The organism is Bacillus sp. SRI_025 (assembly GCF_057592095.1).
Genome location: NZ_JBYEGB010000007.1, coordinates 17,451 through 32,528 on the forward strand (window position 1 = coordinate 17,451; position 15,078 = coordinate 32,528).

16 protein-coding genes are annotated in these 15,078 nt (G+C 42.4%); 7 read left to right on the top strand and 9 right to left on the bottom strand.

Annotation, left to right across the window (positions count from 1 at the left end; translation table 11 throughout):
- Nucleotides 1–329 precede the first annotated feature (329 nt).
- From AC20OE_RS16845 to AC20OE_RS16855, 3 genes are all read left to right on the top strand, one after another.
- Entirely contained in the window at nt 330–758 is a 429-nt protein-coding gene (locus AC20OE_RS16845) for a NucA/NucB deoxyribonuclease domain-containing protein (protein ID WP_039176411.1), read from the top strand.
- A 127-nt stretch (nt 759–885) separates the two neighbouring features.
- The gene (locus AC20OE_RS16850) at nt 886–2,583 is read left to right on the top strand and encodes a methyl-accepting chemotaxis protein (protein ID WP_338593936.1); all 1,698 of its coding nucleotides are present in this window, start codon (nt 886–888) and stop codon (nt 2,581–2,583) included.
- A 120-nt stretch (nt 2,584–2,703) separates the two neighbouring features.
- The gene (locus tag AC20OE_RS16855) at nt 2,704–3,090 is read left to right on the top strand and encodes a competence protein ComJ (RefSeq protein ID WP_059374403.1); all 387 of its coding nucleotides are present in this window, start codon (nt 2,704–2,706) and stop codon (nt 3,088–3,090) included.
- Nucleotide 3,091: 1 nt separating this feature from the next.
- Here AC20OE_RS16855 and AC20OE_RS16860 read toward each other — a convergent pair whose 3' ends face one another.
- Both AC20OE_RS16860 and AC20OE_RS16865 read right to left on the bottom strand, forming a co-directional pair.
- Nucleotides 3,092–3,898 carry an AAC(3) family N-acetyltransferase gene (locus tag AC20OE_RS16860; RefSeq protein ID WP_059374401.1) on the bottom strand — a complete coding sequence of 269 codons (807 nt, stop codon included), beginning with the start codon at nt 3,896–3,898 and terminating at the stop codon, nt 3,092–3,094.
- A gap of 28 nt (nt 3,899–3,926) precedes the next feature.
- A complete protein-coding gene (locus AC20OE_RS16865; protein ID WP_039176401.1) occupies nt 3,927–4,343 on the bottom strand; it encodes an Lrp/AsnC family transcriptional regulator in 417 nt (138 codons plus the stop codon).
- Between the two features lie 115 nt (nt 4,344–4,458).
- On the opposite strand from AC20OE_RS16865, the gene AC20OE_RS16870 reads away from it, so the two are divergent.
- A complete protein-coding gene (locus tag AC20OE_RS16870; protein ID WP_058837296.1) occupies nt 4,459–5,223 on the top strand; it encodes an MBL fold metallo-hydrolase in 765 nt (254 codons plus the stop codon).
- A 42-nt stretch (nt 5,224–5,265) separates the two neighbouring features.
- Here the strand turns inward: AC20OE_RS16870 and AC20OE_RS16875 are convergent, their stop codons facing one another.
- Nucleotides 5,266–5,595 (bottom strand): YckD family protein, encoded by a 330-nt coding sequence (locus AC20OE_RS16875; protein WP_039182972.1) that lies wholly within the window; start codon nt 5,593–5,595, stop codon nt 5,266–5,268.
- 247 nt (nt 5,596–5,842) lie between these two features.
- Here AC20OE_RS16875 and AC20OE_RS16880 point away from each other — a divergent pair, with 247 nt between their 5' ends.
- On the top strand, nt 5,843–6,649 hold the full coding sequence (locus AC20OE_RS16880; RefSeq protein ID WP_372556208.1) for a transporter substrate-binding domain-containing protein: 807 nt from the start codon (nt 5,843–5,845) through the stop codon (nt 6,647–6,649).
- A 12-nt stretch (nt 6,650–6,661) separates the two neighbouring features.
- The gene (locus AC20OE_RS16885) at nt 6,662–7,339 is read left to right on the top strand and encodes an amino acid ABC transporter permease (RefSeq protein WP_047203935.1); all 678 of its coding nucleotides are present in this window, start codon (nt 6,662–6,664) and stop codon (nt 7,337–7,339) included.
- A 119-nt stretch (nt 7,340–7,458) separates the two neighbouring features.
- On the opposite strand, the gene AC20OE_RS16890 is transcribed toward AC20OE_RS16885, so the two are convergent.
- From AC20OE_RS16890 to AC20OE_RS16910, 5 genes are all read right to left on the bottom strand, one after another.
- Nucleotides 7,459–8,757 carry an arsenic transporter gene (locus AC20OE_RS16890; protein ID WP_039176390.1) on the bottom strand — a complete coding sequence of 433 codons (1,299 nt, stop codon included), beginning with the start codon at nt 8,755–8,757 and terminating at the stop codon, nt 7,459–7,461.
- 133 nt (nt 8,758–8,890) lie between these two features.
- Entirely contained in the window at nt 8,891–10,123 is a 1,233-nt protein-coding gene (locus AC20OE_RS16895) for a PucR family transcriptional regulator (protein ID WP_058837294.1), read from the bottom strand.
- Between the two features lie 126 nt (nt 10,124–10,249).
- Nucleotides 10,250–11,797, bottom strand: coding sequence for an L-glutamate gamma-semialdehyde dehydrogenase (gene pruA, locus AC20OE_RS16900; protein ID WP_426052799.1), 1,548 nt, complete (start codon nt 11,795–11,797; stop codon nt 10,250–10,252).
- Between the two features lie 23 nt (nt 11,798–11,820).
- Nucleotides 11,821–12,738, bottom strand: a complete 918-nt coding sequence (locus AC20OE_RS16905) for a proline dehydrogenase family protein (RefSeq protein ID WP_058837292.1) — start codon at nt 12,736–12,738, stop codon at nt 11,821–11,823.
- A 161-nt stretch (nt 12,739–12,899) separates the two neighbouring features.
- On the bottom strand, nt 12,900–13,670 hold the full coding sequence (locus AC20OE_RS16910) for a nucleotidyltransferase domain-containing protein (protein ID WP_487269040.1): 771 nt from the start codon (nt 13,668–13,670) through the stop codon (nt 12,900–12,902).
- A gap of 92 nt (nt 13,671–13,762) precedes the next feature.
- On the opposite strand from AC20OE_RS16910, the gene AC20OE_RS16915 reads away from it, so the two are divergent.
- Nucleotides 13,763–14,077, top strand: a complete 315-nt coding sequence (locus AC20OE_RS16915; RefSeq protein ID WP_024424319.1) for a hypothetical protein — start codon at nt 13,763–13,765, stop codon at nt 14,075–14,077.
- Nucleotides 14,078–14,112: 35 nt separating this feature from the next.
- Here the strand turns inward: AC20OE_RS16915 and AC20OE_RS16920 are convergent, their stop codons facing one another.
- Nucleotides 14,113–15,069: an acetylxylan esterase gene (locus AC20OE_RS16920; RefSeq protein ID WP_487269041.1), complete on the bottom strand. Its 957-nt coding sequence runs from the start codon at nt 15,067–15,069 to the stop codon at nt 14,113–14,115.
- Between the last annotated feature and the right edge of the window lie 9 nt (nt 15,070–15,078).

Genomic DNA, 15,078 nt, shown 5'->3' on the forward strand with positions numbered 1-15,078 from the left:
TGATAAATTACGACATTTTTTGATATTTGACTCCATATTATTAAAGCAGATCGGTCTAGTCAATTTTATTTTTTTGAAATTTCTGTGTGTTAAATTCTTGAAATTAGCCAAAAAAGCAGTGATAAAGCCATTTTGGATGAGCATATTCGTTTTCTGACCCACAAAATTAAAATTTTTATGAATTTCTACAAAAATGAAAAGCAAGAAATCAGGTAAAAACTGTTTTTTGAATTTTAAAAGACGTTTTTTCAAAACCAGGAGAAATTGGTAAGTAATTCTGCTATACTTCTGTTTACAAAATACGCAAACAAGAAAGAGAGCCAGCATCTATGAAACTTCTTAAAATGATTCTCTTGCTTTTATTGATTGTCATTGGTGTAGCAACAGGCTATATCCAGCTAGAGCAAGGGAAACAAGAGACAGCGAATTCATCTTATGACAAAACCATTCATTTTCCATCAGACCGCTATCCAGAAACAGCCAAGCACATAGAAGAAGCCATTGATGAAGGTCATTCGTCCATTTGTACAATTGACCGTAAACATAGTGATGAGCAGAGAGATCGATCACTACATGGCATTCCAACAAAGCGCGGGTATGATCGGGACGAATGGCCAATGGCGATGTGCAAAGAAGGAGGCAGTGGAGCTTCTGTCAAATATGTACGCCCTTCTGATAATAGAGGCGCAGGCTCGTGGGTTAGTCATCAATTATCGGATGATCCTGACGGCACAAGAATTCAATTTATCATCGATTAGCCGCCTTTCCCTTTTCTATATTAAAAAAATTTTCACATGACTGCTTGCAGGTATTTTAAACACTTTTTTCATGCCGATAATCCTTAAGGAGGGATATCCTACCTTATACCTAAAGGAGTCAAAAAGCATGAAGAAAAAGGGAAAACTGAGGCTAGGCGCCAAAATTTTGCTGATCTTTTTAAGTGTCCTCATCATCTTTTCTGCGGTTGTTGGTTATGTTGTGAATCGCGAAATGACAGAAAACATTAAGCAAATGGCAACTGAAAAAGCAAAAGGTGACTTAAAGCTAGGCTACGCCTACCTAAATGAAAAAGTGTCAGGCTCGTGGCAGATTAAAGAAGACAAGCTATTCAAAGGAAATACGCAAATCAATGATCATGACACATTGGTTGACCAATTAGCCGAATATACCGGTGATACCATCACGATTTTTCAAGGAAATACCCGTGTTGCTACGAATGTCATGTTAAACGGGAAACGAGCTGTAGGTACAGAAGTCTCTCCTGAAGTGAAGACCACTGTTTTAGATAAAGGAGAAAACTATTACGGGACAGCAAATGTTGCTGGGAAAGACTATCAAACGGCTTATATGCCAATCAAAAATGAAGCAGGCGAAACAATTGGTATTTTTTATACTGGCGCTAATCAAAGCATGATTTCACAAATGCTTCAGTCATTCTATATACAATTTGTCATCGTCCTTTTGTTAAGTCTGATCGTTTCAGCCATCATTATTTCTATTTTCACTAAGCGGATTCAGGTACGTCTCAAGCATTTGGCTTCTGCCATTAAGAGTGCAGGCGAAGGTCATTTAACCATCAATGTGACGGATACTGCCGGTGATGAATTGTCTGATCTGGCTGGACATTTCAATAAGATGCGTGAAAAACTAAATCAAACGATTCTAAATGTCATGAACACGTCTGAATTAGTGGCCACATCCTCTGAACAGCTGTCAGCTAGCGCAGAAGAAACGAGTGCAGCATCAGAAAAAATCACCCACACGATCCAAGAAGTGGCACAATCTTCAGAAGAACAGTCCGCTCAAATGACAGCTAGTGAGCACATGATGATTCAAGTATCAAACGAGCTGGCAAACATCACTGAAAATGCCGGACAAATGGCTTCAAGAAGTCACTTCGCACAAGAAATTGCCCAAAAAGGTGTACACAATATCGGTGAAGTTCATTCACAAATGACATCTATTGCAAAATCAATTGAAGAAAACGGTACAGCAATTCAAGCATTGGAAACACGTTCAGCTGAAATTGATCATATTTCCAAAGTCATTACAGATATCGCCAGCCAGACAAACCTGCTAGCTCTTAATGCAGCAATTGAAGCAGCACGGGCAGGTGAGCATGGAAAAGGGTTTGCTGTTGTCGCAGACGAAGTGAGAAAGCTCGCTGAAGAATCTCAAGCATCATCAAACATGATTTCCCATCTCATTTCTGAAATACAAAAAGAGATGACTCATTCGACGAATGCCATCAAACAAGTAAGAGAAGAAGCAGCTCAAGGGGCTGTCCTTATCTCTCATACAGAAGAATCTTTTCATGATATCCAGCAGTCCATGAGAGAAATGGCAGATGGCATTAAGCATTTATCGAGTGCATCACAAAAAATCGCAGCTTATACTAACGATGCGAAACAGTCTTTTGCGTCTATTACAGAAGGCGTTAAACGAACGAGTGAACATTCACAGCAAGTAGCAGGTTTAACAGAAGAACAATTTGCTGCAATGGAAGAAGTAACAGCTTCATCAGAAGCACTTGCCCATTTAGCAGGAGATTTAAAAGCAATGGTCTCGCAATTTCACATCTAGATCCCACAACAAATAGCGCAAGACGGCTGCAATCGTCTTGCTGCCTAACTTTCTCCTCAAGAATGACTCTTTCAACCATTTACGTTTCAACGAAAACCCATAAATAAAGGAGTTTTTTATATGAACCACTTAAATCAAACCTATTCTCTATCTATCTCCTACCACCAAATCACGGTATACACCGGAAGCGAAACACCACCTATCATTGATTGGACAGATGAGGACATTCTCCAAGGATTCGCAACTGGAGATCAGGGAGTTTCCTTTGAAGGAATCAATAATGGAAAGGCGTCTATTATTGTGACATTAAATAGCGATGAGCCCCAAGTATCAGTTGATAGAGCTATAACAGTGCCCTTTACGCATACAAGGGATCAAGTTTATATCACAAGCGTCATGGCTCATGTACTGTCTTTCTCCATTCCAAAAGGAGACTATCAGCTTACCTGCTATACCTCACAGCAGCCTGATCAAGACGTTTATTATGTAAATTTCCAAACAGTGTAGATTACGACTGATCGTATAAATCAAGCCACTTTTCCGCATAGTCTACCGATTCTCTCACTGGCAATAAATATGAACTGGCAAGTCCGATCTGATTGTGCTGATGGATGCCTCCAGATTGCAGAAAATCACGGCCAATCTGTTCAAATAGTTCTTCTCTTGTGATGATATCTTGGTACTCTTTCCATACCCTCCACCCATTTTCTAAAATAGGGGCTCCTCTTGTCATGAGGTCCTGCTGGGGGATTCGATATTCAGCTAGATGAAAAGCTGTCATGCTTTCAAATGTTGTACCAAGCAGCAGCACTTGAGCATGAAGATCATACATGCGACCAAGAGGCGAATGCTCTCCTAATCCAAAGGAAAGTGCATGGTGTTTCAGAATTTCATGTTTTCTTTTTCCCCAGGCTGTGAATGAAAAATGGGGATGATTGCTTCTCGCCACGCCTGGGTATTTCCAAAATGTTTCCGCTACCTTTCCCATTGCTGTTGGCGTCGTGTAAGCTGGATCAAATGCAGGCATAGTTTCTTTGATCGATTTCCACCATGAATAAGGAACAGGCGGATCAATCCAATCGGCAGGATCAGAAAGCTCTAACGTTTGTGCCGGCATAATGAGTGTCCCCTCTTCTGTTAAGGTTTCCATCAATGCTTGTATGACGGCTACAGCGCCTCCGTTTACCCAGCCGATGGATGATAAAGATGAGTGAACACATAAAATCATGCCCTTTTTCACACCAAGTTGTTCCAAGTCTGCTTTGATTGTTTCCTTTGTCATCGGTTCAGCTTGATTTTCGATTAATTTTTGCATCGTTCCTTTTCCTCCTGCGTCTCTTCGATTATTGATGAATGAGACGTTTAACCGCAATAGACAGTTTGTAATTTGCGTAATTTGTCAGCTCCGTTAAAAACTGATCAAGCTCATCATGACTCGAGAAATGTCCTTCAGCCATATAACAGCCCTCACCACTTATTTTGAACAAATTCTTGATTTCTTCCTTTTCATAAAGAAACGACAGAAGTGGTTCATGATGATGACTCCGGGTATAGAGCTGCAAAAATGTTTGAATCGTCTTTTGCGTCTGCCAATCAATTGAAATGGTATATGCTTCGATCACGCCTTCTTCTTCTAGCTTTAACACCCGATTTGCAACAGCTTGGCCGGTTAAATGAACTTTTTCACCTAGAGCTTTCATCGTTAATCGGCTGTTCTTTGATAGTTCTTTTAAAATATTCATATCTGTTTGGTCTAGCATTGGCTCACCTCTTTCAAAAATCAAGCCCTTCCGATAAAAGACTTTCATGATCCTCTGTCACATAGAACTCTTTTAATATACTGTAAACTTAATCAGAAAAAAAGGAGGCCTTTTTATGAAAATTACACTCATTCGCAATGCTACTTTATACCTTCACTATGGTCATTCAACTTTTTTAATCGATCCCTTTTTGGCAGCAAAAGGAACATATCCACCGTTCCCTCATACAGCCAATCAACATTTGAACAACCCTATTGTGGAGCTTCCCGTAAACATAGATTTAGACAGTCTGTTACACCCAGATGCTGTCTTACTCTCTCATTTACATGTGGACCACTTTGACGACGAGGCCAAAAGGAAATTAGCTCAAGATGGGCCAATTTATACTCAATCGGAGAAGGATCGAAAAGAAGTTGAAGAAGCTGGATTTCAGCATGTCACATGCATTGAAGATGAAATGGACATTTGCGGCGTTCATATTAAACGTACAGGTGGACAGCATGGGACGGGAGAAACGGCGAAGCGAATGGGGCAGGTGAGCGGTTTTGTTTTCTCTCACCCTGATGAACCTACCCTTTATATTGCAGGTGATACCATTTGGTGTGATGAACCGAAAGAGGTTGTGAATACATGCAAGCCAGACGTCATTGTGGTCAATAGCGGAGCTGCTCAATTTTTAGAAGGCGATCCGATTACCATGACTAAGGAAGAAATTTTAGACATTCACCGTTCTCAGCCAAAAGCTCAAATTGTCGCCTGTCATCTTGAAGCTGTGAATCATTGCTTGTTAACAAGAGCTGCTTTGGAAGCTTACATTCAAGAGCATCATGCAGATCAAGCCATTTTTGTCCCTCAAGATGGGGAAAGTCTCACCTTCTGATCACAATAAAAAACCGGCACCTCGCTGCCGGTTTTATCATTATTATGGGCGATGGTGCTGTGGTTTTTTCAGTAATGGAACAAATCCGTTCTTTTTCAAATGATTGTAATGCTCATCCATTCGTTTCGTGATGTGTGTGCCTTGTTCCTTTGTTAACACGCCATACTGTACATATTTCTCAATGACTGCTTTTCGTTTAGAAAGAATTTGCTGCTCAAGGATTTCAATTTGTTTTTGTTGTTCTGCTGTTAATTTCACTTGGTGTGTCACCGGGCGCTTTTCCATTTGAGGTGTTTCTCCATGAGCCGTTTCTATCTGAAAACCAAATAACAGCATCATCGACAAGATGATCAAACCGCTTATTTTTTTCATCATTGTTGTTCCCTCCTTTATTCGCCTTTATTTTGCGCTCACTTTCCTTTTTTATACATTATTTCAACACGCAAATTGCTTATAATATTCTTACTTTTTCACTTTTCTTCTGAAAACGTTGTCCTATCAGAAAAAGCGTGCTATGTTTTGTTTTGTATCAAAAATAGAGGAGGATTCTTAAATGAGTCGTTTTTATCATAAAAAATCTATATGGATCATGCTTGTTGTATCTGCTTGCATCTTTATCATGTCTGCTTGCAGCCAATCAGGCTCATCTCAATCTGGAGACACAAAGTGGGATGAGATTAAAAAGAAAGGAAAAATCGTGGTTGCAACTTCAGGCACCCTTTATCCAACTTCTTATCATGATACTTCTAATGGCAAGGATCGATTAACTGGCTATGAAGTAGAAGTTGTCAAAGAAGCGTTTAAACGTCTTGATGTGAAAGTAGAATTTAAAGAAATGGGTTATGACGGGATGCTGAGCGCCATTAATTCTGGTCAAGTGGATGCCGCTGCAAATGATATCGACATCACAGATGACAGAAAAGACAAGTTTGCCTTTTCAACCCCTTATAAGTATTCCTACGGAACGGCTATCGTACGGAAAGATGATTTATCTGGCATTAAAACTTTAAAAGATTTAAAAGGAAAGAAAGCAGCAGGTGCTGCCACGACGATTTACATGGATGTCGCTCGTAAGTACGGTGCAAAGGAAGTCATTTATGATAATGCGACAAACGAGCAATACTTAAAGGATGTTGCAAACGGCCGAACAGATGTCATTTTAAATGATTATTACTTGCAGACACTGGCTCTTGCTGCATTTCCTAAATTAAATATTACGATTCACCCTGACTTGAAATACATGCCGAATGAACAAGGTTTTGTCATGAAGAAGGACAACAAAGAGCTTCAAAAAGAATTGAATCGTGTATTAAGCGACATGAAAAAAGACGGAACAATGAAAAAGATTTCTGAGAAATTCTTTAATCATGCAGACGTCTCAAAGAAAATTGATGCTGATGTCGAAGATGTCGACATTTCCAAATAAGGAGCCGCAATCGTGGGAGATATTCATTTAGAATATATATTTAATCCTGCACTGGCAAAGGCGTCATTTCCGTTTGTCATGAAAGGCATCTGGCTGACGCTGCTCATTTCCTTTGTGAGCATGTTTTTTGGTACCATTCTTGGTTTTTTTATCGCTCTTGCCAGGATGGCGAATTCATGGATTCTTAAGCTGCCTGCACGGCTGTATATCTCATTCATGCGAGGCGTGCCCATTCTGGTGATTTTGTTTATTCTTTATTTTGGGTTCCCTTATATCGGCATTGAGTTTACAGCAGTCACTGCCGCCATTATTGGGTTCAGCTTCAATAGTGCTGCCTATATTGCAGAAATTAATCGGGCGGCCCTCTCCTCTGTTCCAAGTGGACAGGTGGAAGCGGCTAAATCATTAGGTCTCAGCTATTGGCAAACGATGCGCGGTGTCATTTTGCCTCAATCCGTCCGCATCGCCTTGCCGCCATTGACCAATGTCATGCTTGATTTAATCAAAGCTTCCTCACTGGCAGCGATGATTACTGTACCAGAGCTCTTCCAGCAAGCAAAAATTGTAGGCGGACGAGAATTTGATTATATGACCATGTATATTTTGGTCGCACTCATTTACTGGGGCATTTGCAGTGTCGTCTCATTGCTTCAGGACTTTTTAGAAAAACGCTATGCGAAATATCTGTAGCAAAAAAAAGAGCAGATCTCATGGATCTGCTCTTTTTCAGCATGATAGAAAACCTTTGCAGCCCTAAGCACCGGAGCGCAGACCTGCGGGCGAATGCGAGGGTTTGTTATACACGATAATTAATGAATAAGCCATAACCACACATATAACCCGAGTAAAGTGAGGATCAAGGTTGGGATGGTCAGGATGATTCCGGCTTTCATGTAAGCCCCCCAAGAGATATGAACGCCTTTTTTCTTTAAGACATGAAGCCACAGCAATGTCGCCAATGAGCCGATTGGGGTCATTTTCGGTCCAAGGTTGGAGCCGATAACATTGGCATAAATCAGTCCGTCTCTCATGACACCTGCTGTATCTGTATGTCCAATGGCAATCGCATCAATTAAAACGGTCGGCAGATTGTTCATCACAGAGGACAGCACTGCGGCAAGTACACCCATAAACATCGTTCCTGCAAGCAAGCCATGTGATGCCCCTTGCTCGATCCATGCCGCCAATATTTCAGTAAGACCAACATTTTTCAATCCATATACGACGACATACATACCGATCGAGAAAAACACAATGGACCACGGCGCTTCTTTGATCACTCGCTTTGTCGCCACTTGCGGACTTCTTCTCGCCAGCCACAAGAAAGCAAGGGCAATCCCGCCTACAATAATGGACACTGGAACACCGATCAGCTCGCCCGCAAAATAACCAACAAGCAGACAGCCGAGCACATACCAAGACAAACGGAACATACGGATATCTCGAATAGCTGATGCCGGCTCTTTCGCCTGTGACAGATCGTAGGTTTTTGGGATAAGCTTTCGGTAAAACACATACAGAACCAGCATACTCGCCCCAAGCGACACAAGGTTTGGCACGAACATATTTGCTGTATATTCTAGAAAACCAATATGAAAATAGTCGGCTGATACGATATTGACCAGGTTACTAATGACAAATGGCAAGGAGGTTGTATCTGCAATAAAGCCGCTTGCCATCACAAAAGGCAGCACCATGCGTTCATCCAGCTTCAACGCTCTCACGACAGATAAGACGATTGGGGTCAAAATCAGTGCCGCTCCATCGTTGGCAAAAAAAGCAGCCACAACAGCGCCGAGCAATGTTAAATAAATAAACATGCGGACACCGTTGCCTCTTGCGGCTTTTGCCATATGCAGTGCAGCCCATTCAAAAAAGCCGATCTCATCTAAAATTAACGAAATGATAATAATACCAATAAAAGCAAAGGTGGCGTTCCATACAATTTGCGTAACTTCCCACACATCGCCCAGATGAACGACGCCAAAGGCAAGCGCAAGAATGGCGCCCCCACATGCTGACCATCCTATGGTGACACGTCCTGGCTGCCAAATGACAAGGACGAGGGTCATGATGAAAATCAAAATGGCTAAGGTGACTGAACCCAAAGGTGGCCCCCCTTTCATTTTTCTCATAAAATCTTTATCTATCATACAACGAAATACATCAGTTGTATGCCATTTTCGCATTTCACATGAAAATCCGCAGGTGATCCCGTGCACCTGCGGATTCCATCATATATTATTGATCTTTTTTCATCAGCATCAATTCAATAAATAACTCACACCGCTGGCTAAAATGACTTAAGTCGATCGACGTCATGTCAAAAATTTGTTTCATTCGATAGTTTAATGTATTTTGATGAATAAACAACTGCTCCGCTGCTGGCTTTAGCTTGCAGTTATTCAATAAGTAGACTTCAAGCGTTTTTAAAAACGAAGTTTGACTTTCGCGGTCTTTTTCCTTCAAACGTAACAAATCTGGATTGAAGTCGTTTTTCTTTTTTTGATGACTGTAAATGGAGTCTAAAAACCGGAAGACCCCTAAATTCTCATAATCGTATGGAATCAGTTCTTGTCCTCCAACAATTTTCACTGCCTTGACGACCTCTATCGCTTCAAATCGACTTGTACTCATTTTCATGACATCACGATACTCTCTTCCCATTCCGATATACAAAGGGGAGGGATGCGCATGCGTTTTCGATTGCAGATGTGCGATGACATCAGCGGCAGTCGCTTTCGGTGAGTGCCGATCTGACAGGCTGCCTAATATAACAACGATATCTGCTTGAACCGAATAGACGTGATTCACTTTATCCTCTAGCTGCAAATACGTTCGAATGACATCCTTCACATCTTCTGCCGTCTCACTTTTGTTATCGGCAGCGTGCACGACCATGACGGTAAATACGGCTGGCAGTGGAATGCTTAAGTTCTCAGCCTCCCATTTCAGCTCTTCTTCTGTATAAAAATGATCATCCATGACCTTTTTGAAAAACTCTTCAATCTTGCCTTCCTTTTTCTCAAGCTGTTTCTTATTCTTATATATCACTTTTCCAACCTGAAAGGAAGCTTCGTGTAAAAATTGCAGCTCTTCCTGAGTAAGGGAATCCTCAATGTCCTGCACCCAAATAAAGCCTACTACCTCTTGTTTATGCTTGGCGCTCACAGCCACCCGCCGATTAAATCCGAGCTCGTCATGACCGCTCACATAAAAAGGCTTTGATTCCGCGAAAAGCCGCTCGATTACCCCTGTTTTCTTTAACCAATCGACCACAGACCCCGGACATTCCTTGGAGAAAATCGTTTGCTGATTGACTGGGTCAAACTGCTGAATGCTGTAAGAATTATAAGCAAGGAGCTGACACTCTGTGCTTTCTAAAATGACTGGCTTCTTTAAATACCCGCTAATAAATGCAATTAATTTATCGACATCAAAAAATGTATGAAGCTTTTCTAATATCTCTTCCATCCCGATTGCTCCCTGATTAAGTGATACATTTATCATACTTCTTTCCAGTCAGATTTGTATAGAAACAAGTCGCAGACAGGCAAAAAAAGCATGAACCCATCAGTGCAGGTTCATGCTTTTTCCATATTAAAACATTTCACTAATCGTTTTTGCCTGCATGTGCAGAGCTAGGTAATCTGGACCGCCTGCTTTTGAATCCGTTCCTGACATTTTGAAGCCGCCGAATGGGTGGTAACCAACGATGGCACCTGTGCAGTTACGGTTAAAGTAAAGGTTCCCCACATGGAACTCCTGCTTCGCACGGTTGATGTGATCACGATTATTCGTAATGACAGCCCCTGTTAAACCGTATTCTGTGTTATTGGCTACCTCAAGTGCTTCATCAAAGCTTGAGACTTTCGAGAAAGCCAACACTGGTCCAAAGATTTCTTCTTGCATTAAACGGGAAGTCGGCTCAAGATCTGCAAAAATGGTCGGGTGGATAAAGTATCCTTCCGAATCATCACTCGTTCCGCCAGTGACTAAGCGGCCTTCCTGTTTGCCAACCTCGATATAATCCGTGATCTTGTCAAAGGACGCTTGATCAATGACAGGTCCCATGTAAACATCCGCAGAAAGCGGATTGGCTGTTGTTTTCGTTTCTGTGATTTCCTTCACTCGCTCAACCACTTGGTCATACAGCTTCTCATGGACGACTGCCCGCGATCCAGCTGAACATTTTTGACCTGAAAACCCGAAGGCTGATGTGAAAATGGCATTAGCCGCTAATTCAACATCTGCATCCGCATCAACAACTACTGTATCCTTACCGCCCATTTCAGCAATGACACGTTTTAAATGCTGCTGGCCTGGCTGCACTTTTGCCGCGCGTTCAAAGATACGTGTCCCTACTTCTCTTGATCCAGTGAATGTAATCAGACTTGTTTTCGGATGATCTACTAAGTAATCCCCAACTTCTGCTCCGCTTCCAGGTACAAAGTTGACAACACCCTTTGGAAGACCGGCTCGCTCAAGCTCTTCCACAAAACGGGCTGCAATGACAGGCGTCGCACTTGCTGGTTTTAAAACAACTGTATTCCCAGTGACGATTGGCGCTACTGTTGTTCCTGCCATGATGGCAAATAAGAAGTTCCACGGCGGAATGACGAGTGTCACGCCAGTTGGTGTGTACACATATTGATTGCGTTCCCCTTCGCGGCTGTTCACTGGTTTGCCTTTCGCCAGCTCCAGCATTTGACGAGCGTAATACTCTAGGAAGTCAATCGCTTCTGCTGTATCTGCATCCGCTTCATTCCAAGGCTTACCTGCTTCTTTTACAAGAAGGGCTGAATACTCATGCTTTTTACGGCGAATGCTTGCCGCAGCACGGAATAATACGCCTGCTCTTTCTTCAGGAGACGTATAGCGCCATGTTTCAAATGCTTTCGCTGCTGCTTGAACCGCTTGTTCTGCCTCTTCCTTCCCGGCCTTTGATACAGTTCCAACCACTTCATCCTTTTTCGCTGGATTGATTGAAACAATCTTGTCCTTCGTTTCAATTCTTTCTCCATTAATCACGAGCGGATAGGTTTGACCAAGTGATTCTGTTACTTTAGCTAATGCTTGTTCAAACGCTTTGCGGTTTTCTTCCTGGCTAAAATCCGTGAATGGTTCATGCTTGTAAGGTGTTGTCATTTTTGTCACGCTCCCGTTTCAAATTATTTTTTCGTCATTCCTTTTAAAGCAAAGGCAATGTTTGCCGGCCGTTCTGCAAGACGTCTCATGTAGTAGCCATACCACTCTCGTCCATACGGAGTATAGACCCTCATTTGATAGCCTTCTTTCACAAGTGCTTGCTGCGTTTCTGATCTCATGCCGTACAGCATTTGAAATTCGAACTGACTTGTCTGTATATTGTGTTTTTTCACAATATTTTTCGTGAACTCAATCATTCGATCGTCATGTGTCGCAATGGCTGTATAGTTCCCTGAGAGCAATTGCTTTTCGATCAGCTTTTGATAATTCTGATCGACGTCTTTTTTGTTTGGATACGCCACTTCGGCGGACTCCTTATAGGCACCCTTTACAAGTCTTAAAAATGGCTGCAGCTTATTTAGGTCATCAAGATCCTTTTCTGTTCTGTACAAATACGCCTGCAAGACCGTACTGACATACTCATATTGAGATTTCATCTCTTTAAAAATGTCCAGCGTTTTTTGACAGCGCTGTTCATCCTCCATATCGATTGTCACCATGATACGGTGCTTCTCTGCCGTATCTAAAATCCTTTTCATATTGCGATACACAAGGTCATCGTCAATATCCAGGCCAAGTGATGTCATTTTGAGTGACACGTGAGAATTGAGTCCCGCCTCTGCAATCCGCTGAATAGTTTGAATACACTCAGTCGTCCGTTCATTTGCAATCTCTGCCTTTGTGACAAACTCACCAAGGTGATCAACTGTCACAGCCATTCCTTGGTCATTTAATCGTTTGATGACAGGGATGGCACTCTCAAAGTCCTTCCCTCCGATGATTTTCTTAGATGCAACAGCACTTCCCCAATTACGAGCAATATGGTTCAAGAGACTGCTCTTTGACAAAAACAAGAAGAAATTTCTTGTGACCGACTCCATAAAGGGCACCTCCCACTCTTTGTAAGCTATGTCTTTATTGTAAGGCTCATAAGCTGTCCGCTACAATATTTGAAGATGACAAAAATTCTGACTTTTTTTGTGGTTTTATCACAATAACAGATAAAAAAGAGCCTTCCGCGATCCGGCTGGCTCTTCCCTGCTTACGCCCACACCTCATCAAGGGTAGACTGCAGCAGCTCATTTAATTCTTGCATCAGGTTGTCTTTCGGCTGATTGTAGCTTTTCACCAATTCATCAAATCGCGCGAGCTCTTTGTCGATAAATGGATGGACATAAGCGAGGCGGTTCTCTATATCAATTTCTTCGCCGTCCATTTTACGTTTGAGCAGCTCATGGATTTCCGCTAAAAGCGGTCCTTCCTCCACTAGTTCCTCGAGCAGTTCATGAAAGTCCATCGGCGGAACCGTCCGGTAGCGTTCAATCCACTGACAGGCAAGCAGCGGACGAAGCACATAGAAATACTTCTTGATTCGCACCTGCTCTCCTCGTAAATGCCTGCTTTCATTCCGCTTCGCCATATTGAGGTAATGATACATCAATGCTGCAGGATAAAACGCTTGATCTTTTAATTCTCTTAGCTGCTTTGCCAACGAGAAGGATTCAGCATAGATGATGTCAGAAGACAGCCATTCCATGATGGACGGATTCGATTTATTGAATAAGCGAAGTGCCTTTCTAAGCTCCCAGCCGCTGATATCAAGCATGTCATCAATCGGCCGTTCAATGACATCACGATGCTCTTCCATCGCCCAATACCATTCTTTTCGAGGCACATATAAAAAACGAACATCGTAGTCACTATCAGTCGAAGGGAATCCCCATGCTCTGCTGCCTGATTCGACCGCGAGGCAAATCTTTACGTCATACGTTTCTTCGATGATTTTCAGCTCTTCCTTGATTCTCTCTCTCATCAACCATCAACTCTTTCTATAGAAATCTGCATGACTTCATCACGATTTGGTAAAATACGAATAAGACATATATGAAAAAGGAGTTGGATCTCATGTCTATATCTCGCATCATGAAATGGATCACCGGGATTTTTGAAGCCTGTCTTGCCATCCCTGTCATCGGAGGACTATTTATTATTAGCAATGGCTATTCACCGCTCATGGTCATGCTTATTCTGCATATTATCACACTCGTCTTATCGAAGCGAGACCAAGGACCAATGATTGGCAGCATCATTGGGATTATCACATCCTGCCTCGCCTGGATTCCGATACTCGGATTCATCCTGCATATCATCACAGCTCTTGCCCTGATCATCACAGCGTTAGTGCCTGATGAAAAAACGAGACAGAATACGAGTTATTAAAAAAGAGGCCCTCCTAGAGCGGCCTCTTTGTTCTTTTATTTGAGCAAATGCTTTTGTAAGAAGGCGAGCTTCTCTGTTTGAAACGCCGGGATAAATTCGTGTCCAAAATAACGATATATCTTCAGGTCTTTTTCTGTTTCTAAATGGTTGTATGCCGCAAACACAGTAGATGGCGGGGTTATTTTGTCAATCAGCCCGATCGCCATCAATGTTGGCTGTTTGACCCATCCAGCTAGATTGATTAAATCAAAATAGCTTAATGTCTCAAATGCCTTTTCCTCCACTTTCGGATCACTATTTCTTCGAAAGTATGAATTGATTTCTAAATAAGGCTGCTCCAATGCCACATCCACTGCACGCTCGAAGTTCGATAAATAAGGGTAATCTGCTGCTACGACCTTCGGAATGTCTGAAAGGGCTGCGGCGGCTACCGCTAATGCACCTCCTTGGCTTCCACCAATCACGCCGATTCGGTGTTCATCTACTTCGGGGAAGGATTGAACCACTTCGAGTGCACGGACGGCATCTAAATAAACGCCGCGATAATAGTAAGTCTCCTTGGTTAAAATACCTTTTGTCATCCATCCCAAAGCGTGACCGCCTGGTGTCACTGACGTATCTTCACTGCCGCCTTGACCGCGGACGAGCATACCAAATGTCGCATAGCCATGCAGCGCCCAGTTGACAATGTCGTGAATGCCGCCATCATAGCTGGCATTATAGCCATGAAAACGAACGAGCGCTGGATGCGGACCTGATTGATCTGGTACCGCGTACCAGCCTTCAATTCGAGAATGCCCAAAGCTTTGATACGTCAGGCGGTACACCTTGACCCCTTTCACTGGATAGTCATAAGGTTCAAGCGCTGGATCTGCCTTCACTTGACGCAGTTCTTCAAGCGATGCCTTCCAAAAGTCTGAGAAATCAGGACGTGCTGTTTTCTTTGGTTTATATTTTTTTAGATCTTCTAATGATAAATCGAACAATTGCATATCCTACTA

Excerpts from the sequence above, each read along its gene's own strand:
- AC20OE_RS16845 (WP_039176411.1), top strand. The coding sequence starts at position 330 with ATGAAACTTCTTAAAATGATTCTCTTGCTTTTATTGATTGTCATTGGT.
- AC20OE_RS16850 (WP_338593936.1), top strand. The coding sequence starts at position 886 with ATGAAGAAAAAGGGAAAACTGAGGCTAGGCGCCAAAATTTTGCTGATC.
- AC20OE_RS16855 (WP_059374403.1), top strand. The coding sequence starts at position 2,704 with ATGAACCACTTAAATCAAACCTATTCTCTATCTATCTCCTACCACCAA.
- AC20OE_RS16860 (WP_059374401.1), bottom strand. The coding sequence starts at position 3,898 with ATGCAAAAATTAATCGAAAATCAAGCTGAACCGATGACAAAGGAAACA.
- AC20OE_RS16865 (WP_039176401.1), bottom strand. The coding sequence starts at position 4,343 with ATGCTAGACCAAACAGATATGAATATTTTAAAAGAACTATCAAAGAAC.
- AC20OE_RS16870 (WP_058837296.1), top strand. The coding sequence starts at position 4,459 with ATGAAAATTACACTCATTCGCAATGCTACTTTATACCTTCACTATGGT.
- AC20OE_RS16875 (WP_039182972.1), bottom strand. The coding sequence starts at position 5,595 with ATGAAAAAAATAAGCGGTTTGATCATCTTGTCGATGATGCTGTTATTT.
- AC20OE_RS16880 (WP_372556208.1), top strand. The coding sequence starts at position 5,843 with ATGTCTGCTTGCAGCCAATCAGGCTCATCTCAATCTGGAGACACAAAG.
- AC20OE_RS16895 (WP_058837294.1), bottom strand. The coding sequence starts at position 10,123 with ATGGAAGAGATATTAGAAAAGCTTCATACATTTTTTGATGTCGATAAA.
- pruA (WP_426052799.1), bottom strand. The coding sequence starts at position 11,797 with ATGACAACACCTTACAAGCATGAACCATTCACGGATTTTAGCCAGGAA.
- AC20OE_RS16905 (WP_058837292.1), bottom strand. The coding sequence starts at position 12,738 with ATGGAGTCGGTCACAAGAAATTTCTTCTTGTTTTTGTCAAAGAGCAGT.
- AC20OE_RS16910 (WP_487269040.1), bottom strand. The coding sequence starts at position 13,670 with ATGAGAGAGAGAATCAAGGAAGAGCTGAAAATCATCGAAGAAACGTAT.
- AC20OE_RS16915 (WP_024424319.1), top strand. The coding sequence starts at position 13,763 with ATGTCTATATCTCGCATCATGAAATGGATCACCGGGATTTTTGAAGCC.
- AC20OE_RS16920 (WP_487269041.1), bottom strand. The coding sequence starts at position 15,069 with ATGCAATTGTTCGATTTATCATTAGAAGATCTAAAAAAATATAAACCA.